16 protein-coding genes are annotated in these 20037 nt (G+C 71.9%); 8 read left to right on the top strand and 8 right to left on the bottom strand.

Annotation, left to right across the window (positions count from 1 at the left end; all coding sequences use genetic code 11):
- Positions 1–77: 77 nt before the first annotated feature.
- From AB0B85_RS29890 to AB0B85_RS29870, 5 genes are all read right to left on the bottom strand, one after another.
- Positions 78–1007 carry an SDR family NAD(P)-dependent oxidoreductase gene (locus AB0B85_RS29890; protein ID WP_357412478.1) on the bottom strand — a complete coding sequence of 310 codons (930 nt, stop codon included), beginning with the start codon at positions 1005–1007 and terminating at the stop codon, positions 78–80.
- Positions 1004–2188, bottom strand: a complete 1185-nt coding sequence (locus AB0B85_RS29885) for a zinc-dependent alcohol dehydrogenase (protein ID WP_357412475.1) — start codon at positions 2186–2188, stop codon at positions 1004–1006. Before AB0B85_RS29885 ends, AB0B85_RS29890 begins: the two co-directional genes overlap by 4 nt.
- Before the next feature lie 260 nt (positions 2189–2448).
- Positions 2449–3213 (bottom strand): succinate dehydrogenase/fumarate reductase iron-sulfur subunit, encoded by a 765-nt coding sequence (locus AB0B85_RS29880; RefSeq protein ID WP_124777088.1) that lies wholly within the window; start codon positions 3211–3213, stop codon positions 2449–2451.
- Positions 3210–5147 (bottom strand): fumarate reductase/succinate dehydrogenase flavoprotein subunit, encoded by a 1938-nt coding sequence (locus AB0B85_RS29875; RefSeq protein ID WP_357412473.1) that lies wholly within the window; start codon positions 5145–5147, stop codon positions 3210–3212. The genes AB0B85_RS29880 and AB0B85_RS29875 overlap by 4 nt, the downstream gene beginning before the upstream one ends.
- Position 5148: 1 nt before the next feature.
- Positions 5149–5832, bottom strand: coding sequence for a succinate dehydrogenase cytochrome b subunit (locus AB0B85_RS29870; protein ID WP_357412471.1), 684 nt, complete (start codon positions 5830–5832; stop codon positions 5149–5151).
- 83 nt (positions 5833–5915) lie between these two features.
- Between AB0B85_RS29870 and AB0B85_RS29865 the strand changes: the two genes are divergently transcribed.
- Positions 5916–6848 (top strand): LysR family transcriptional regulator, encoded by a 933-nt coding sequence (locus tag AB0B85_RS29865; protein WP_357412469.1) that lies wholly within the window; start codon positions 5916–5918, stop codon positions 6846–6848.
- Positions 6849–6856: 8 nt separating this feature from the next.
- Here AB0B85_RS29865 and hrpA read toward each other — a convergent pair whose 3' ends face one another.
- Both hrpA and AB0B85_RS29855 read right to left on the bottom strand, forming a co-directional pair.
- Complete coding sequence (gene hrpA / locus AB0B85_RS29860; RefSeq protein WP_357412466.1) at positions 6857–10927, bottom strand: ATP-dependent RNA helicase HrpA; 4071 nt, start codon at positions 10925–10927, stop codon at positions 6857–6859.
- Positions 10928–10971: 44 nt separating this feature from the next.
- Complete coding sequence (locus AB0B85_RS29855) at positions 10972–12276, bottom strand: MFS transporter (protein WP_357412464.1); 1305 nt, start codon at positions 12274–12276, stop codon at positions 10972–10974.
- Between the two features lie 60 nt (positions 12277–12336).
- On the opposite strand from AB0B85_RS29855, the gene AB0B85_RS29850 reads away from it, so the two are divergent.
- Positions 12337–12927, top strand: coding sequence for a CGNR zinc finger domain-containing protein (locus AB0B85_RS29850; protein ID WP_357412462.1), 591 nt, complete (start codon positions 12337–12339; stop codon positions 12925–12927).
- Positions 12928–12929: 2 nt separating this feature from the next.
- On the top strand, positions 12930–13367 hold the full coding sequence (locus AB0B85_RS29845; protein ID WP_357412460.1) for a cytidine deaminase: 438 nt from the start codon (positions 12930–12932) through the stop codon (positions 13365–13367).
- 14 nt (positions 13368–13381) lie between these two features.
- On the opposite strand, the gene AB0B85_RS29840 is transcribed toward AB0B85_RS29845, so the two are convergent.
- Positions 13382–13741 carry a YciI family protein gene (locus AB0B85_RS29840; RefSeq protein WP_357412458.1) on the bottom strand — a complete coding sequence of 120 codons (360 nt, stop codon included), beginning with the start codon at positions 13739–13741 and terminating at the stop codon, positions 13382–13384.
- A gap of 120 nt (positions 13742–13861) precedes the next feature.
- Between AB0B85_RS29840 and AB0B85_RS29835 the strand changes: the two genes are divergently transcribed.
- The 5 genes from AB0B85_RS29835 (at position 13862) to AB0B85_RS29815 (ending at position 19909) form a co-directional block, all read left to right on the top strand.
- Positions 13862–15844 (top strand): multicopper oxidase domain-containing protein, encoded by a 1983-nt coding sequence (locus tag AB0B85_RS29835; RefSeq protein WP_357412456.1) that lies wholly within the window; start codon positions 13862–13864, stop codon positions 15842–15844.
- Between the two features lie 61 nt (positions 15845–15905).
- Positions 15906–16952, top strand: coding sequence for an iron ABC transporter permease (locus AB0B85_RS29830; protein WP_357412454.1), 1047 nt, complete (start codon positions 15906–15908; stop codon positions 16950–16952).
- Entirely contained in the window at positions 16949–18091 is a 1143-nt protein-coding gene (locus AB0B85_RS29825; protein ID WP_357412452.1) for an iron ABC transporter permease, read from the top strand. The genes AB0B85_RS29830 and AB0B85_RS29825 overlap by 4 nt, the downstream gene beginning before the upstream one ends.
- Before the next feature lie 19 nt (positions 18092–18110).
- Positions 18111–18962, top strand: coding sequence for an ABC transporter ATP-binding protein (locus AB0B85_RS29820; RefSeq protein WP_357412450.1), 852 nt, complete (start codon positions 18111–18113; stop codon positions 18960–18962).
- Positions 18962–19909 carry an iron-siderophore ABC transporter substrate-binding protein gene (locus AB0B85_RS29815; RefSeq protein ID WP_357412448.1) on the top strand — a complete coding sequence of 316 codons (948 nt, stop codon included), beginning with the start codon at positions 18962–18964 and terminating at the stop codon, positions 19907–19909. The genes AB0B85_RS29820 and AB0B85_RS29815 overlap by 1 nt, the downstream gene beginning before the upstream one ends.
- The last annotated feature ends 128 nt before the right edge of the window (positions 19910–20037 follow it).

Here is a 20037-nt window from a genome sequence, read left to right as displayed (position 1 = left end):
GCTTGCTGGCCCACCACCCTAGGCGAGTTGATCGATGCACGACGACCCCAAAAAGTCTCAAACAGCCCCGAACAGCTTCAGCCGAACCGTCGGCGCAGTACGGCACCCAGCGCGTTCGCCGGCCCGGACACGAGTTGACGCAGGTCAGGCAGGTGGCCGCCGCGTACCGACTCACCGGCCGGGTTCGGGGCGAAGACGCTGCCGTCGTTGGCGGCCACCGGCTGTCCACTCAGGCCGGCCAGCCGCATCAGCGGCCCGACCAGGACGTCGTAGACGCCCGGCAACACTGTGAAGCCGGCGCGCAGCACCACGTTGAGCCGACCCACGGAGACCTCGCGCCGTGGCCGGTCCACACAGTCCACGATGGCGCGGGCCACCCGCTGCGGGCTCGCCACCGGCGGTGGGGGCCTACCGATCCAGCCCAGATAGTTGGCCGCCTGCTGGTACACGGGCGTGTCCACGCTGCCCGGGTTGACCAGACACAGCCGGATCCGCGGGCTGTCGCGCAACTCCTGCTGCACCGTGCGGGCCAGCCCCTGCAACCCCCACTTGCTCGCCACGTACGCGCTCATGTACGGCGCGGCGATGTGCCCGAGCACCGAACCGGTGAGGACGACGGTGCCGTTCCCGGCGGCCCGGAAGTGCCGCAGCGCCACCCGTACCGAGCCGGCGGTGCCGAGCAGATCGGTCCGTAGCACCTGGTCGAAGACCCGTTCGGGCAACTCGTCGAAGCGCCCGTAGGCCATCACGGCCGCGGTGTGCACCCAGACGTCGATCCGGCCGAACCTGTCGACCGCCGCGTCCGCGAGAGCCTTCAACGCGCCCGGCTCGGTGACGTCGGTCGGCACGGTCAGCACGTCGACGTCGGCGCACTCCGCGCGTACCTCGGCCAGGGTGGTGGTGGCGCGGGCGGCGAGGACGAGGCGGTCGCCGCGCTCGGCGAACGCCCGGGCCGTAGCCCGGCCGATCCCACTGCTCGCGCCGACGACCACCACCACCCGACTCACGGTTCCAGCACGACCTTGATGCAGCCGTCCTCCTTCTTCTGGAACATCTCGTACGCCTGCGGGGCGCGGGCCAGCGGCATCCGGTGGGTGCGCAGGTCCTCCACGCCCAGCGGGTCGTCGTCGCCGGCGAGCAGCGGCAGGATCTCGTCGGTCCACCGGCGCACGTGACACTGCCCCATCCGCAGTTGGACGCCCCTGTCGAACATCTCCATCAGCGGCATCGGGTCCGCCTCACCGCCGTACACGCCGGAGACCGACACGGTGCCGCCGCGGCGCACCCCCTTGACCGCGGCGTGCAGGACGGACAGCCGGTCCATGCCGACCCGGTCGGTCATCGTCTGCGCCAGCTTGTCCGGAAGCAGCCCGACGGCGGCGTGGGCCAGCTTGCCCCCCGGGGAGCCGTGCGCCTCCATCCCGACCGCGTCGATCACCGCGTCCGGGCCACGCCCGTCGACCAGGTCGATGAGCGCGCCCGGCACGTCGGAGAGTTCACGGACGTCGAGCACCTCGATGCCGTGCCGGCGGGCCAACTCCAGCCGCTCCGGCACCAGATCCAGCCCGATCACCCGGCCCGCGCCGAGGTGGCGGCCGATGCGAGCGCAGAACTGCCCGACCGGGCCCAGCCCGAAGACGGCCAGGGTGCCGCCGGGCGGGGTGTCCGCGTACTTCACCGCCTGCCAGGCGGTGGGCAGGATGTCGGACAGGTAGAGGTACCGCTCGTCGGCGCCGGTCGGCGGGACGACGATCGGGCCGAAGTGGGCCTGCGGGACACGCAGATACTCGGCCTGCCCGCCGGGCACCGAACCGTAGAGTGAGGTGTAGCCGAACAGCGCGGCACCCTTGCCCTCGCCGGTCACCTGGGTCGTCTCACACTGGGCGTAGAGCTGGCGTTGGCACATCCAGCAACTCCCGCAGGAGATGTTGAACGGCACCACCACCCGGTCGCCCGGCTTGAGCCCGGTCACCTCCGACCCGACCTCCTCGACGATGCCCATCGGTTCGTGGCCCAGGACGTCACCGGGCTTCAGGTACGGTCCCAGCACCTCGTACAGGTGGAGATCCGAGCCGCAGATCGCCGTGGATGTGATCTTCACGATCGCGTCGGTCGGTTCCTCGATCCGGGGATCCGGCACCTCCTCGACCCGTACGTCCCGCTTGCCCTGCCAGGTGAGCGCCTTCATGTCCCTCGTCCTTTCTCCTGCTGTCTCGAGAGACTGCTACCCGGGCTCGGGCACTTGAACCGGCTTCGCACCCCGATGTCTGGGGGCATGGAGTTGATCGACTCGGGTTCCTTGAAGTCGCGGTGTCCGAGGCGCTGTGACAGCCCGACTTCCTGAAATCCGAGTGGATCATCGGGCGGCTGCGTCGCGCCGCCTGACTCCGCACAGAGCGCAGGCCGCCGTACCCGAGAGGGCACGGCGGCCTGCCAGGTGCGGTGGCTTCAGGAACCGGGGGTGTTGTCGGCTCCCTTGGCGGTGGCGGCGAGGTAGTCGCGGTTGAGGCGGCCGATGGTGTTCAGCGGGATGCCCTTCGGGCAGGCCGGGGTGCATTCGCCGGCGTTGGTGCAGCCGCCGAAGCCGGCCTCGTCGTGCGCGTCGACCATGCCGATGACCCGGGTGTACCGCTCGGGCTGGCCCTGCGGCAGCAGCGAGAGCTGGGTGAGCTTGGCGGCGGTGAAGAGCATGCCGGAGCCGTTCGGGCAGGCCGCCACGCACGCGCCGCAGCCGATGCAGGCCGCCGACTCGAAGGCGGCGTCCGCGTTGGCCTTGGCGACCGGGGTGGAGTGCGCCTCGGGTGCACTGCCGGTCGGGGCGGTGATGTAGCCGCCCGCCGCGATGATCTTGTCGAAGGCGCTCCGGTTCACGACCAGGTCCTTGACGACCGGGAAGGCGCTGGCCCGCCACGGCTCGATGTCGATCGTCTCGCCGTCCTTGAACTGCCGCATGTGCAGCTGGCACGCGGTGGTGCCGCGCTGCGGCCCGTGCGCGTCACCGTTGATCATCAGGCCGCACATGCCGCAGATGCCCTCGCGGCAGTCGTGGTCGAAGGCGACCGGGTCCTCGCCGGCGAGGATGAGCCGCTCGTTGAGCACGTCGAGCATCTCCAGGAACGACATGTCCGGGGACACGTCGTCGACCGGGTAGGTCACCATCCGACCCTTGTCCTCAGGGCCCTTCTGGCGCCAGATGCGCAGGGTCAGGTTCACTTGTAGCTCCGCTGCGTCGGGTGGACGTATTCGAACTTCAGGTCTTCCTTGTGCAGCACCGAGGGCTCACCGGTCGCGGTGAACTCCCAGGCCGCCACGTACGCGAACCGGTCGTCGTCGCGCTGCGCCTCCCCGTCGGGGGTCTGGTGCTCGGCCCGGAAGTGGCCGCCGCAGGACTCCTCGCGGTGCAGGGCGTCGATGCACATCAGCTCGGCCAGCTCGAAGAAGTCGGCGACGCGGCCGGCCTTCTCCAGCGACTGGTTCAGTTCCTCGCCGGTGCCGGATACCTTGACCCGCTGCCAGAACGCCTCGCGCAGGTCGCGGATCTCGCCGATCGCCTTGCGCAGGCCGGCGTCGGAGCGCTCCATGCCGCAGTGCTCCCACATGATCTGGCCCAGCTCCCGGTGGAACGAGTCCACAGTCCGGTCGCCGTTGACGGCGAGCAGCCGCTGGACGCGGTTCTCCACGTCGGTGCGGGCCTCGACCGCCGCCGGGTGACTGGCGTCGACAGTGTCGAGGGGGCCGGAGGCCAGGTAGTTGGCGATGGTGGTGGGCAGCACGAAGTAGCCGTCGGCAAGGCCCTGCATCAGCGCCGAGGCGCCGAGCCGGTTGGCGCCGTGGTCGGAGAAGTTCGCCTCGCCGATCACGAACAGGCCGGGGATGTTCGACTGGAGGTCGTAGTCGACCCACAGGCCGCCCATCGTGTAGTGCACGGCGGGGTAGATCCGCATCGGCACCTCGTACGGGTCCTCGCCGGTGATCCGCTCGTACATCTCGAAGAGGTTGCCGTACTTGGCCTCGATGGCCTTGCGGCCGAGCCGGTTGATCGCGTCGGCGAAGTCGAGGTAGACGCCGAGCTTGGTCGGTCCGACGCCCCGGCCCTCGTCGCAGACGTTCTTCGCGGCGCGGGAGGCGATGTCCCGGGGGACCAGGTTGCCGAAGGAGGGGTAGATCCGCTCCAGGTAGTAGTCCCGCTCGTCCTCGGGAATGTCCTTCGGGCTGCGCTCGTCGCCCTTGGCCTTCGGCACCCAGACCCGGCCGTCGTTGCGCAGCGACTCGCTCATCAGGGTCAGCTTCGACTGGTGGTCGCCGGAGACCGGGATGCAGGTCGGGTGGATCTGGGTGTAGCAGGGGTTGGCGAAGTACGCGCCCTTGCGGTGCGCCCGCCAGGTGGCGGTGACGTTGCAGCCCTTGGCGTTCGTGGAGAGGTAGAAGACGTTGCCGTAGCCGCCGGAGGCGAGCACCACGGCGTCGGCCATCTCGGTGCTGATCTCGCCGGTGACCAGGTCCCGCACGACGATGCCGCGGGCCTTGCCGTCGACGAGGACCAGTTCCAGCATCTCGTGGCGGGCGTTCATCTCCACGTTGCCCAGGCCGATCTGCCGCTCCAGGGCCTGGTACGCGCCGAGCAGCAGCTGCTGACCCGTCTGGCCCCGGGCGTAGAAGGTGCGCTGCACCTGGGCGCCACCGAAGGAGCGGGTGTCCAGCAGACCGCCGTACTCGCGGGCGAACGGCACACCCTGGGCGACGCACTGGTCGATGATGTTGACCGAGACCTCGGCCAGCCGGTGCACGTTCGACTCCCGGGAGCGGAAGTCGCCGCCCTTGACGGTGTCGTAGAAGAGCCGGTGTACGGAGTCGCCGTCGTTGCGGTAGTTCTTCGCCGCGTTGATGCCGCCCTGGGCCGCGATGGAGTGGGCCCGGCGCGGGCTGTCCTGGTAGCAGTAGGACTTCACGTGGTAGCCCTGCTCGGCCAGGGTGGCGGCGGCCGAGCCGCCGGCCAGGCCGGTGCCGACCACGATCACCGTCATCTTGCGGCGGTTGGCCGGGTTGACCAGCTTGGCCTCGAAGCGTCGGGTCTCCCAGCGCTTCTCGACCGGGCCGGCGGGAGCCCTGGTGTCGGCGATCGGGTCGCCCTCGGTGAAGAGTTCCATGTCAGGACACCAATCCGGTGAGTACGGCGAACGGGACCACCAGGTATCCGGCGCAGAGCAGCACGGCGAAGACCAGCGCCGCGACGCGCGCCCGGCGCTCGCCACGCGGTGTCTGCTGGCCGAGGCTGCGGAACGCGCTGAACGCGCCGTGGCGCAGGTGGAAGCCGACCGCGAGGATGGCGAGGGTGTAGAAGAGCGTGACGTACCAGCGCTCCGGCGCGAAGTCGGCGACGACGTTGCCGTACGGCTTGCTCTCGTTGCCGACCGGGTTCAGCGTGCCGGTGGTCAGGTCCAGCAGGTGGTAGATCACGAAGAGCAGGATGATCACGCCACCCCAGCGCATCGTGCGGGCGGCGTAGCTGCCGTTGACCTTCTTGCGGTGGGCGTACTTGACCGGGCGGGCCGCGCGGGCGCGCCGGGCCAGCACGGTGGCGGCCACGATGTGGGCGACGACGGCCACCGTGAGCACGGCGCGCAGGATCCACAGGAACCAGACACCGGGCAGCAGTGGCTTGCCGATGTCGCGCAGCCAGTGCGCGTAGTGGTCGAACGAGGTTTCCCCCGTGAACACCTTCAGGTTCCCGAGCATGTGCGCGATCAGGAAGAGCACCAGGAGGATGCCCGTCACCGCCATGACGGCCTTGAGGCCGACGTTCGAGCGGATGGGCGACCGAGTTTTCGTCATTACCACGAGACCGACGCTAGGAGCACTTCGATCAGTCGTCCAATGCATCAAACGAGCAGCGTTGATAGCCGTAGGCTATGTAGATGCAGCTCCATCAGCTCCGGTACTTCGTTGCGGTGGCCGAAGTACGACATTTCACCCAAGCCGCCGACATCGTCGGCATTACTCAGCCTTCTCTCAGTAAGCAAATTCACGCCCTGGAGGCCGACCTCGGGGCCCCGTTGTTCGAGCGGGTAAGGGGCAACATCGCGCTCACCGCCGCGGGTGAGGTGCTGCTGCCGTTGGCCACCCGGATCCTCGCCGACGTGGAGACCGCGACCCGGGAGGTGCAGGAGCTGGTCGGGCTGCGCCGGGGCCGGGTCCGACTCGGCGCCACCCCCAGCCTGGCCACCTCGCTCGCACCGCCGGTGCTGCGCCGGTTCCGCGACGCGCACCCCACCATCGACCTGCGCGTCGAGGAGGGCGGCTCCCAGGACCTGGTCCGCGACCTGCTCCGCGGCGACCTCGACCTGGCGCTGATCATCATGCCGGCCCAGGGCGCCGACCCCGGGCTACGGGTCGACCCGATCCTGCGGGAGAGCCTGGTGGTGGCCTCGGTGGGGGAGGTGCCGACCGCCTCGGTGACCGGCGAACTGCACATCACCGACCTGCGCGACCAGCCGATGGTGATGTTCCGGGAGGGCTACGACCTGCGCGACGCCACCATCCAGGCATGCCGCGAGGCGGGCTTCGAACCGAGCTTCGCGGTGGACGGCGGCGAGATGGACGCGGTGCTCAGCTTCGTCGAGGCGGGGCTCGGCATCGCGCTCGTGCCCGGCATCGTGCTGGCCCGCCGACCGGGCGTGCGGATCACCCCGCTCGCCCCGCCCGGGGTGCGGCGGACCATCGCGGTGGCCCGCCGCCGCGACATCGTGCCCACCCACGCCGGCCGGGAACTGCGCCGCATCCTGCTGGACTACATCCAGTCGGCCATCGACCGGGGCGAGCTGCCGCCGGGCGTGGAGCCGCTGACCTGAGCGGGCGGTCAGCGACCCTCCGCGTCGTCCATCGCGCGGTAGATCCGCTGTTCGGAGACGGGGTACGGGGTGCCGAGCGCCTGCGCGAACACGTTCACCCGCAACTCCTCGATCATCCAGCGGATCTGCCGGACGGCTGTCTCCTGCCGACGGGCCGGCGGCAGGTTGGCCAGCATGTCCTGGTACTCCTTCTGCACCACCGCGACGCGGTCCTGCTGCTGGCGGTCCCGCTGCGGATTGCCGCCGAGGCGGTCCAGTCGGCGCTCGATGGCGGTGAGATAGCGCAGCAGGTCGGGCAGGCGGGCGTACCCGGTCTCGGTGATGAAACCCGCGTGCACCAGCCCGGCGAGCTGCTTGCGGATGTCGGCGAGCGCGGCCACCACGGCGAGGTTGCGGGTGGCACCGAGGCGCTGCTCGACGGTGTACGCGGCGGCGAGGACCTTGCGGACCCGGTCCATCACCTCGACCACTGTGTCGACCAGGTCGGCGCGGACCTTCTCGCGTAGCGCCGCGAACCCCTCGGCGTCCCAGGCCGGCCCACCGGCGTCGCCGATCAGCCGGTCGATGGCCGCGCCCGCCGCGTCCTCGATCAGCTGCTGTACGCCGCCGTGCGGGTTGCGGCTGAGCGCCAGCTTCGCCTCGTTGCTCAGCCGGCCCTGCAGGAACCGGGCCGGGGACGGCACGGTGAGGCGCAACAGGCGGCGGGTGCCGGCCCAGTGGGCCGCCTCCGCCTCGGCGGGGGAGTCGAACACCTTCACCCCGACCGTGGCGCCCTCGTCGACAAGCGCCGGGTACGCGGTCACCGCGTAGCCGGCGCGGACCTGCTCGATGGTCCGGGGCAGCGTGCCGATGCTCCACTCGCGCAGCCCGGTCCGCGCCACCTCCGGCGCGGCGGCCGCCACCACCTGGCGTACCTCCTGGCGGAGTTGACGTTGCAGGGCCGGCAGGTTCTTGCCCTCGGCGACCGGCTTGTCGTCGTCGCCCAGAATGCGGAACGTCACCCGCAGGTGGGCTGGCAACTTGTCCGGTTCCCAGGCGTCGCGGGGCACTGTCACCCCGGTCATCCGGCGCAGTTCACGGGTGAGCGCGTCCAGCAACGACGTCTCGCCGGGGGTGATCGTCGCGAGGGCGGCGCGGGCGTAGTCCGGCACCGGCACGAAGTTGCGGCGGATCGCCTTGGGCAGCGAGCGGATCAGCGCGATGACCGTCTCCTCGCGCAGGCCCGGCACCTGCCAGTCGAAGCTCTCCGCCGGCACCTGGTTGAGCAGGGGCAGCGGGATGTCGACTGTGACGCCGTCGTCCGGCGTGCCCGGCTCGAACCGGTAGGTGAGTGGCAGGCGCACCCCGTCGGCCTGCCACTCGTCCGGGTAGTCCTCCTCGTCCACCCCTTGTCGACCGTCGTTGACAAGCAGGTCGCGGGTGAAGGTGAGCAGGTCGGGCTGCTCCCGGCGGGTCTTCTTCCACCAGCTGTCGAAGTGCCGGCCGGACGACACGTCGGCGGGGATCCGCTTGTCGTAAAAACCGAAGATGGTCTCGTCGTCGACAAGGATGTCGCGGCGTCGCGCCCGGCTCTCCAACTCCTCGATCTCGCCGAGCAGCCGTTTGTTGTCCGCCCAGAACTGGTGATGGGTCTGCCAGTCGCCCTCGACGAGGGCGTGCCTGATGAACAGCTCCCGGCTCAACGCCGGGTCGATCCGACCGAAGTTCACCTTGCGAGAGGTGACGAGCGGAACGCCGTACAGGGTGACCTTCTCGTAGGCCATCACCGCGGCCTGCTTCTTCTCCCAGTGCGGTTCGCTGTAGCTGCGCTTGACCAGGTGCTGCGCCAACGGTTCGACCCACTCCGGCTCGACCCGGCCGGCGATGCGGGCCCAGAGTCGCGAGGTCTCCACCAGCTCGGCGGCCATCACCCAGCGCGGCGGCTTCTTGAACAGCGCCGACCCGGGGAAGATGGCGAACTTCGCGCCCCGCGCCCCCAGGTACTCGTGTTTCTGGGCGTCCTTCAGGCCGATGTGCGACAGCAGGCCGGGCAGCAGCGACTGGTGCACCTTCGGGGTGTCGATCTCCTCCGGCAGGTCCGCGCCACCCCGGCGGCCCGCACCCCGGCCGGCGTCCGCGCCGTCGGCGGTGTCGCGCGCCGGCCGCCCACCACGCCGGTCGCCTTCCCCAGGGGTACGCAGCACCTGGCGCAGTTGGCTGACGATGTCCTGCCACTCGCGGATCCGCAGGTAGTTCAGGTACTCCGCCTTGCACATCCGGCGGAACGCGCTAGAGGACAGCTCGCGCTGCTGCTCGCGCAGGTAGCGCCACAGGTTGAGGTAGGCGACGAAGTCGGACTCCTTGTCGGCGAACCGGGCGTGCGCCTGGTCGGCCTGGGCCTGCTTCTCCGCCGGCCGCTCCCGCGGGTCCTGGATGGAGAGCGCGGCGGCGATCACCAGCACCTCGGTGGCGCAGCCGTTGCGTTCGCCCTCGACCACCATCCGGGCCAGCCGGGGGTCGACAGGCAACTGGGCCAGCCGCCGGCCCAGCGCGGTGAGCCGCTTGGCCGGGTCGGCCTCGGTCGGGTCCAACGCGCCCAACTCGTGCAGGAGGTTGACGCCGTCGGTGATGTTGCGCTTGTCCGGTGGGTCGATGAACGGGAACGCGGCCAGGTCGCCGAGCCCGATCGCGGTCATCTGGAGGATCACCGAGGCCAGGTTGGTACGCAGGATCTCCGGGTCGGTGAACTCGGGCCGGGACAGGAAGTCCTGCTCGTCGTAGAGGCGGATGCAGATGCCGTCCGAGGTACGCCCACAGCGGCCCTTGCGCTGGTTGGCCGACGCCTGGGAGACCGGCTCGATCGGCAGCCGCTGCACCTTGAGCCGGCTGGAGTAGCGGGAGATGCGGGCGGTGCCCGGGTCCACCACGTACTTGATGCCGGGCACTGTCAGCGAGGTCTCCGCCACGTTGGTGGCGAGCACCACCCGCCGCGAGCTGTGCGCGGCGAAGACGCGGTGCTGCTCGGCGCTGGACAGCCGTGCGTACAGCGGCAGGATCTCGGTGCCGAGCAGCGAGCGCTTGGTCTGCACCAACTTGCCCAGCGCGTCGGCGGTGTCGCGGATCTCCCGCTCGCCGCTGAGGAAGACCAGGATGTCGCCGGGGCCCTCGGCGGCCAGCTCCTCGACGGCGTCGCCGATCGCCTGGATCTGGTCGCGGACGTTCTCCTCGTCGCCGTCGCCGTCCTCCTCGCCCTCGGCGACCTCCAGCAACGGCCGGTAGCGCACCTCCACCGGGTAGGTGCGGCCGGAGACCTCGACCACCGGCGCCGGCACCCCGTCCGGCTCGTCGGAGGTGGGGGGCCCGGCGAAGTGCCGGGCGAACCGGTCGGTCTCGATCGTCGCCGAGGTGATGATCACCTTGAGGTCGGGTCGGCGGGGCAGCAGCTCCCGCAGGTACCCGAGGATGAAGTCGATGTTGAGGCTGCGCTCGTGCGCCTCATCGATGATCAACGTGTCGTACTGGCGCAGCATCCGGTCGGTCTGCAACTCGGCGAGCAGGATGCCGTCGGTCATCAGCTTCACCAGGCTGCGCTCGCTCACCTGATCGGTGAAGCGCACCTTGTAGCCGACCACGTCGCCCAACTCGGTGCCCAGCTCGTCGGCGATCCGGTCGGCCACCGTCCGGGCGGCCAACCGCCGGGGCTGGGTGTGCCCGATCAGGCCGTTGATGCCCCGCCCCAACTCCAGACAGATCTTGGGGATCTGGGTGGTCTTGCCGGAGCCGGTCTCGCCCGCCACGATCACCACCTGGTGATCGCGGATGGCGGCGGCCAGGTCGTCCTTGCGCTCACTTACCGGCAACCCTGCCGGGTACGTGATCACCGGCACCGCCGCTCGGCGGGTGGCGAGTCGCTGTTCGGCCTGGACCACGTCGGCGGTGATCTCGGCCAGCGCAGCCTCGCGCCGCTGCGGGTCGCGCAGCTTGCGGGCGCCGTCGAGGCGCCGCTGGAGCCGGCGCTGGTCGCGGAACATCAGAGGGGTCAGGCGGCGGTGCAGCTCGCGAACGGGATCGGTCGCGGCGGAGGCGGTTGGATTCTGCATGTCGTGCCCAAGGATAGGCAGCCCGGCGGCGTACCGCCCCTGGGTTACCGCCGCAGGCCTGCCGGAGGGCCGTCCGCCGAGGCCCGAGCCGCAGGCGCGACCCCGGCCGTCCCGGGTCGCGCCTGCTGCGGGGTGCGCAGTCCGCGGATCCGTCGGGTCAGCATGGGTACGGCCGAGACGACGAACCCGGCGGCGCCGACCGCGACAGCTGTCCGGCTGCCCACCGTCTGGCCCAGCACCCCGCCGAGGGCGCTGCCCAGCGGGAGTGCCCCGTAGATCAACACCCTGTAACCCCCGTTGCTGCGGGCCAGGTTGCCCTGGGGGATGACCACCTGGCGCAGGGTCACCGAGAGGACGTTCGCCACTCCGAGGCCGATCCCGGCGGTGAACTGCACGCAGGCGAGCCCGGCGGCGAGCGCTCCGCCGGAGCCGGGCAGCGCCGCGATGAGCAGGGGTGTGCCCGTGGACAACATCAGGGCCGCGGCGAACGCCCGGCCGTAGCCGAGCCGGTCCGCCAACCGGGTCGAGGCGAGGGTGCCGACGAGCGCGCCGGCCCCGCCGGCGCTGAGCGCCAACCCGAACAGGCCGGGGCCGAGTCCTCGGTCGGTGACCATGAGGACGACCAGGTTGACTGTGACGACCTGCGACGCGGCGTTGTAGATCGTGGCGTGCGTGGTGAGCGCCCGCAGCCACGGATTCGCGGCGATGGCCCGGAGCCCGTCGAGGATGCCTGAGCTGTCCTCGCGCGGCGGCTCGGGTTCGGCACGACGGGCGCCTGCCACACCGATCGCGCTGGCCAGGTAGCTCACCGCGTCCAGGGCGACGGCCAGCGGTGGCCCGGCGAGCTGGGTGAGGCCACCGGCGAGACCCGGCCCGGCCACCTGGGCGGCGGTGGTGGAGCCCTGCGTGGCCCGGTTGGCGTCGGCGAGGTCCGGGTCGTCCACAAGCGACGGCACGTACGCGAAGCTGCCGATCTCGAACACCACGCTGGCCGCGCCGACGACGAGGGCGACCGCCACCAGCAGCGGCACCGAGAGGAGTCCTGCGAAGTGGGCCACCGGCACCACGGCCAGCGTGGCGGCCCGTACCAGGTCGGCGGCGATCATCACCGGTCGCCGACGACGGCGCTCCAGCCAGTGCCCGACCAGCAGCGGCAGCAGCAGGTTCGGCAGGTACGACGCGGTCGCGATCACGGCGACCCCGCTGGCGCCCGCGTCGAGGGTCAACGACGCCAACAGGGGCAGTGCCACGGCGGTCACCTGCGAACCTACCACCGACGCGGTGTGGCCGGCCCAGAACCGGCGGAAGTCCCGGTTGCGGCGGAGCACATTAGCGGTGGGCGTAACCATATGCCGGCCTCCTTGTGGTAACGGTTACCGGTGATGCTGCCACAGCGGTAATGTCTGCGCATGCGACAGCCCGGCGACCGCGTGCCTGCCCCGGGGCCGCTCGCTCTCGTGCAGGACCTCGCCAACACCGTCGACATCGAGGCGGGACGCGACACGCTGGTCGGCGTCGACGACCTGGTCGCCTTCTGCGCGGCGCACGACCTGCCGGCACCAACCCGGACCGGGGACGAACTGGCCGCGGTACGCCGCCTCCGCGAGGCCCTGCGGGACGTCTGTCAGGCCCACGCCGGGGTGGACGTGCCGCCGGCCACCCGCACGACGCTCGCCGAGCTGTTCCGGGACGCGCCGCTGACCGTCGAGATCGACGCGCACGGCCGGGCCCGGCCGGTGCCCCCGCCCGGCCTCACCGGGGCAGCCGCGCTGACCGCCGAGGTGGGTCGCGTGGTGCTCGTCGCCGAAGCCGACGGCACCTGGCCACGCCTGAAGGCCTGCGCCGCCCACGAGTGCCGCTGGGTCTACTACGACCACAGTCCGGCCGGGCGCAGCCGCTGGTGCACGATGAGCATCTGCGGGAGCCGGGCCAAGATGCGGGCGTACCGCGACCGCTCCCGGCCCGACGAGGGTCGGGCGACGACGAGCCACCGGGAATGACGATGACGATGCGCGACACCGACCGGGCCCTGGTGCAGGCGGCCACGGCGGTCGCCAAGCTCCGCTGCCGCAACGCCCGGCACACCAGGGCCGCTGCCGCGCGGACCGCCGACGGCCGGGTCTTCAGCGGCGTGAACGTGCACCACGTCACCGGCGGTGCCTGCGCCGAGGTGGTGACCGTGGGCGCCGCTGCCACCCAGGGCGTCACCGAGCTGGAGACGCTGGTGCTGGTGGGGGATCGGGGGCGCGAGATCCTGGCGCCCTGCGAGCGTTGCCAACAAATGCTCAGGGACAGCTTTCCGGCGCTGCGCCTGATCGTGGGGCCGGTCGACGGCCCACGGGTGTTGTCCGTCGCCGACCTGCCACCGGGGCCTTCTGTCGGCACGGCGGCCGCGGTCGACGCTTCGCTGCCGGCGCCGCGGCCCGCCCCCGAGGGCTGAGTCGGACCGCGGGCTCAGTCGCCGGCGGCCGCCTCCAGCATCGAACGGGGCATCGGCACGCCCTCGAACCGCACGTTGCCCTCCGGGACCAGCCAGCTCGTCACCCGCGCGTCCAAGCGCCCGGCCCGCACGGCCGGGTCGTTGGCGAACAAGGCACGCGCCTCGTCCGGGGCGATGGAGAGCACGACGAAACCCCGTAGCAGCCCGTCGTCGGGGTGCAGGAACGGCCCGGTCGCGAGCACCAGCCCCTGCTCGACGAGCCCGGCCTGATGGGCCAGGTGCGCGTCGTGTAACCGGTCGATCGCGTCCTGCGGCAGCTCCGGCGGGTCCGCCGCTCGGACCAGCAGGACGACCGTGTGCTGGTCGTATCGCATGTCCACACCCTAGGTGCGGTATGTCCCTCTTATGGGTCTGATCCGCCGTCTGCACCTCTTCGCGCGCTCCGTGAAACTCATTCTTCTTCTATCGGGATCGGGAGCAACTGGAGGTACGGCATGGTCACCAGACGACGGTTGCTCGCGGCCGGGGCCGCCGGCAGCGCGGCGGCACTGGGTCCGGTGGGCTGGGCGGCGTCCGGCCGGGCGGCCGCCGCGGTGGCGCCGCTGGACGCCGGGGACATCCCGAAGTACGTCACACGGCTGCGGATCCCACCGGCCATGCCGACGGTGGCGACAGGCCCGGAGCGCGACACGTACGAGATCGCGGTACGACAGTTCCGCCAACAGATCCTGCCGCCGTCGTGGCCGCGCACCACAGTGTGGGGATACGGCTCCACCGCCCATCCCGACAGCTTCGGCTACCCCGCACCCACCATCGTGGCGCGGGTCGGCCGCCCGGTCCGGGTGACCTGGGTCAACCAGCTCGTCGACGGGCGGGGCAAGCACCTGCCGCACCTGCTGCCGGTGGACCCGACCCTGCACTGGGCCAACCCGGCCGGTGGCACCGAGGGCCGCGACCGGCACGGCCGTTGGGACGGCAGCCGACAGGGGTATCGCGGGCCGGTGCCGCAGGTGGTGCATCTGCACGGCGCGCACAGCGGGCAGGAGAGCGACGGGCACGCCGAGGCGTGGTACCTACCGGTGACCCGCGACCTGCCACCCGGCTTCGCCGTGGCGGGCAGCGCGTACCGCGAGTTCCGGTCCCGCTTCGCCGACCACTCCGGCCTGCGTTGGGCACCGGGCTCGGCCACCTTCGAGTACGCGAACGACCAGCGGCCCTGCACCCTCTGGTACCACGACCACACGCTCGGGCTCACCCGCGAGAACGTCTACGCCGGACCGGCCGGGTTCTACCTGCTCGGCGGCGGCGGGGACGACCTGCCGGACGGGGTGCTGCCCGGCCCGACACCCGGCCGCGAAGACGGGCCGAACACCGCACCCCACGACATCCCGCTGATGATCCAGGACCGCAGCTTCACCGCCGACGGCGAACTGCGCTACCCGCGGCGGTACTCCGGCGACGACGACGGGCCGCCGAACTGGATACCCGGGTTCTCGGCCGCCACCATGGTGGTCAACGGCCGGACCTGGCCCACCCTGACCGTGCGGCGTCGGCGCTACCGGTTCCGGTTGCTCAACGGCTGCAACAGCCGGTTCCTGCTGCTCAGTGTGGTCGCCAACGCCACCGCGCGGCCGGCCCGCCCGGTGCTGCCGGTCTGGCAGATCGGCAGCGACGGCGGCTTCCTGCCCGAGCCGGTGCCGCACGAGCGCGTGGGGCTCGGCCCCGCCCAGCGGGTCGACGCGATAGTCGACTTCACCGACGTACCGGCGGGCACCGAGCTGTACCTCGTCAACGAGGGTCCCGACGGGATGTACGGCGGTGGCCGACCGGGAGTGGACTTCGCGCCGGCCGACCCGCGGACCACCGGGCAGGTGCTGCGCTTCGTGGTCACCGACGCGACCGATGCCGACCCGAGCGTGCCACCGGAGCAGCTGCGGCTGCCGTCGCAGCCGCGGCTCGGAACGGCCCAGAGGGTACGCCGCCTGTCGCTCAACGAGCGGATGTCCGGCGGTTCGATGATCATGCTGCTCGGCGTCCTCGACGAGCGGGGCCGGGGTCTGCCGCTGCGCTGGAGCGACCCGGTGACCGAGCAACCCACCCTCGGCGACACCGAGGAGTGGGAGGTGCGCAACTTCACCCGGCACGTGCACCCGGTCCACCTGCACCAGGTCCAGTTCGAGCTGCTCGGGCGCGGGCACTCGGGCCGGCTGCGGCCGGACCCGGGGGAGCGCGGCCGGATGGACACGGTGCTCGCGTACCCCGGGGAGGTGACCCGGATCAGGGCGCGCTTCGACCTGCCCGGTCGCTACGCCTGGCACTGTCACCTGTTGGAGCACGAGGACAACGAGATGATGCGACCGCTGAACGTGCTGCCGCGCGGGGGCGCGGCGACCGGGGACGGGGGTTCGCTGGGCGGGTCGGTCCCACCGCGGGGCGGGCCGGAAGTGCCCCCGACGGCATCGACCCACGCCGGTTAGGTCACTTTCCGCAGGTCGGCTAAGGTTAGGCGAACCTAAGCCCGATCGTGCAGGGAGATTCGTGACCGCGCTCGCCAGCCGGCCGACCCAGGTCAGTAGCCGGTCCGGCACCCGCACCCGCCAGCGGTTGGCCGTCACCGTCGGGGCCGCCCTGGTGTTGCTGTTGGCAGTGCTCGCCAGCCTCGCGCTCGGCAGCCGACACCTCGGCGTCGACCAGGTCTGGCACGCCCTCGTCGCACCGGACGGCGGCGAGGCCACCACCATCGTGCGCGAGCTGCGGATGCCCCGTACCGCGCTCGGCCTCGCCGTCGGTCTGGCCCTCGCCGTGGCCGGTGTGTTGTTCCAGGCGCTCACCCGGAACCCCCTCGCCGAGCCGCGCATCCTCGGCATCAGCGCGGGCGCGTCGTTCGGTGTGGTGCTCGCCATCTCCGTCTTCGGGGTCGGCACGCTCGCCGGTTATGTCTGGTTCGGCATCGTCGGCGCGCTGATCGCCGGGCTGCTGGTCTTCGCCATCGCCACCCGGGCCCGCGAGGGCGCCAGCCCGGTCACCCTCGCGCTCGTCGGCGCGGCACTCGACGCCAGCCTGGCCTCCGGGGTGTACGCGCTGCTCAGCATCGACGCCCGCACCTTCGAGGAGTACCGGTTCTGGGTGGTCGGCGGGCTGGCCGGACGCGACCTGACGGTCACCGCACAGGTGCTGCCGTTCGTCGTCGCCGGTCTGCTGCTCGCCGCCCTGGTGGCCCGAGGCCTGGACGCGTTGGCGCTCGGCGACGACGTGGCCCGTGGCCTCGGCCACCGCATCGGTCTGGTCCGGCTCGGCGGCGGCCTCGCCGCGGTCCTGCTGACCGGCGCGGCGGTGGCGGCGGCCGGACCTGTCGCCTTCGTCGGGTTGGCCGTGCCGCACCTGGCGCGGGCCATGGTCGGCGCGGACCACCGCTGGACCCTCGCCGTCTCCGCCCTGCTCGGCCCGGCGCTGCTGCTCGGCGCCGACGTCGTCGGCCGGTTGGTCGCCCCGCCCGGTGAGATACCGGCCGGGATCGTCACCGCGCTGATCGGAGCGCCGCTGCTGGCCGTCCTGGTCCGCCGCGCCCGGGTGGTGACCGCGTGACCACCGCCCGCCCCTCCGACAAGGCCGGTCGGTCCGACGCGGCTGGCCAGCCCCGTCTGGCTGGCCCGGCTGGCGCGTCGGTCGCCGCCCCACCCCGTGCTGGTGGTGCCCGGCTCGCCGGCCGGTCGCTGCTGCGGCTCGGCCCGGTCAGCCTGCTGATCCGCCGCCGCGCGGTGCTGGTGGCCGCCGTGCTGACCGTGCTGCTGCTGTCGGCAGTCGTGCTGAGCCTCTCGCTGGGCACCCCGTACGTCGCCCCGGCCGACGTCCTGCGCGCGCTCTCCGGCGCCGGCACCCCGTACGACCTGGTTGTCCTGGACCTTCGACTGCCACGGGTGGTGCTGGCGGCGGTGGCCGGCGCGGCGTTCGGCGTGGCCGGCACTCTGATCCAGAGCGTGGCCCGCAACCCGCTCGCCAGCCCGGACGTCATCGGCATCACCCAGGGCGCCGGCCTCGCCGCCACCGTGGCCCTGACCAGCGGAATGGCCGCCGTGCTGGTGGCGCCCACCGCGCTGGTGGGCGGGCTGATCGCGGCGGTGCTGCTGTTCGCCCTCGGCGCCCGGCACGGGCTGGCCGCACAGCGGTTCGTGCTCGCCGGGGTGGCTGTCGCGTTCGGCTTCCGGGCGCTGACCGAGGTGGTCATGCTCACCGCCGACCCGATCGACGGGCTGCGCGCGCAGATCTGGCTGATCGGCACCCTCGCCGGCAAGGGCTGGACCGAGGCCGCCTGGATCGCCGGCACCCTGCTGGTGCTGCTGCCGGTGCTGGCCTGGGCCGGCTGGGCGCTGAACAGCACCGCACTCGACGACGACACCGCACGGGGCGTCGGGCTGCGCCCGGTGGCCCGCCGGATCGGCCTCGCCGGCACCGGCGTGCTCGTCGCCGCGATGGTCACCGCCCAGGTCGGCGCCGTCGACTTCGTGGCGCTTGTCGCCCCGCAGGTGGCCCGACGGCTGGTCCGCGCCGAACGGCCGCCACTGGTCTGCGCCGCCCTGCTCGGCGCGCTCCTGCTGGTGCTTGCCGACCTGGCCGGCCGGCGGCTGTTCGCACCCACCCAACTGCCCGCCGGGGTGCTGACCGCCGCGATCGGTGGCCCGTACCTGATCTTCCTGCTGCTGCGTGGCCGGCGGCGGTCGTCGTGACCCCTCAAGGAGTCGTGTGATGCTCTCCACCCGCGACCTGGTCGCCGGCTACGACGACCGGACCGTGCTCGACGGGCTCGACCTGGACCTGCCGACCGACGCGTTCACCGTGATCGTCGGCCCCAACGCGTGCGGCAAGTCCACACTGCTGCGCACGATGGCCCGGCTGCTCACCCCCCGCCGAGGCACTGTGCTGCTGGACGGCACCGCGATCCGCGACCTGCCGACCCGGGAGGTCGCCCGCCGCCTCGGCGTCCTGCCGCAGAGCCCGCTGGTACCCGAGGGCGTCACAGTGGCGGACCTGGTCGGACGCGGCCGGCAGCCCTACCAACGCTGGTGGCGGCAATGGTCGACGGAGGACGGCACGGCGGTGGACCAGGCGATGGCCCTCGCCGACGTGACCGACCTGGCCGACCGGCCCGTGGACAGCCTCTCCGGCGGTCAGCGGCAACGGGTGTGGATCGCCATGACCCTCGCCCAGGACACCGACGCCCTGCTGCTGGACGAGCCGACCACCTTCCTCGACCTGGCCCACCAGGTGGAGGTGCTGGACCTGCTGCACCGGCTGCGCTCCGAGCGGGGCCGCACCGTGGTCGCCGTGCTGCACGACCTGAACCAGGCCGCCCGCTACGCCGACCACCTGGTCGCGATGCGCGCCGGCACCGTGGTGGCCGCCGGACCGCCCCGGGAGATCCTCACCGCCGACCTGGTCCGCGACGTCTTCGGGCTGGCCTGCGTGGTCGTGCCCTGCCCGGTGACCGGCGCACCGCTTGTGGTGCCCGCGTACACCGGCGGCAACTCCGCCAGCCCGGTCACCCCCGCCGCCGAAGCGATCCCGCTCGCCGGCTCGTACCCCTCGAAAGGAATCTGATGCGTCGTCTCGTCGCCGCTCTCGCCGCGGCCGCCGCCCTCGGCGTCGGACTCACCGCCTGCGGTGAGAGCGACCCGGTCGCCGGCACCACCACCGGGGAGACCCGGGAGATCACCCACGCCATGGGCACCACAAAGGTCCCGGCGGAGCCCAAGCGGGTGGTCGTGCTCGACACCGACAAGATCGACACGGCGCTCTCGTTGGGCATCACACCCGTCGGCGCCGCCACCGCCGGTGAGGCCAAGAGCTGGCCTACCTACTTCGGCGCGGACAAGCTCGCCGGCATCAAGGAGGTAGGCGTCCTCACCGAGCCCGACCTGGAGGCGATCAACGCACTGAAGCCGGACCTCATCCTCGGCAGCAAGTTCCGCCAGGAGAAGTTCTACGACGAACTGGCCGCCATCGCGCCTACCGTGTTCACCGACAAGGTGGGCATCACCTGGAAGGAGAACCTCCTCCTCGACGGCAAGGCGCTCGGCCGCGAGCAGCAGGCAAAGGACCTGCTCGGCGCGTACGAGAAGCGGGCCAAGGACTTCGGTGCCACCCTCGGCGACCCCGCCGCGCGCAAGGTGTCGATCGTGCGGTTCATCCCGGGCAACATCCGGGTGTACGGCCCCGACTCGTTCTCCGGCATCGTCATCGGCGACACCGGCCTGGGCCGCCCCGAGCGGCAGTTGCTCGCCAACAAGGAGGACAAGCGCTTCGACCTGGTCAGCCCCGAGCGGATCAACGAGGTCGACGGTGACGTCATCTTCGTTACCGCGTACGGCGACAAGGCCGCCGCCGAGCAGACCAAGGTGGCCGGCGGAACCCTCTGGAAGGGCCTCAACGCCGTCAAGGCCGGCAAGGCGTACCCCGTCTCCGACGAGGTCTGGATGACCGGCATCGGTGTCGGCGCCGCCAACAAGATCCTCGACGACCTGGCCAAGTACTTCCCCGCCACCTGACGACCCCGGCTACACGTCCGCGCTCGCGCCCGTGTCCGCGCTCGCGCCCGTGTCCGCGCTCGCGCCCGTGTCCGCGCTCGCGCCCGTGTCCGCGCTCGCGCCCGTGTCCGCGCTCGCGCCCGTGTCCG

This window comes from Micromonospora sp. NPDC049044, from assembly GCF_040649215.1.
In the GTDB taxonomy this organism is placed as follows: Bacteria; Actinomycetota; Actinomycetes; order Mycobacteriales; family Micromonosporaceae; genus Micromonospora.
This window is presented reverse-complemented; position numbering and strand designations above follow the sequence as displayed.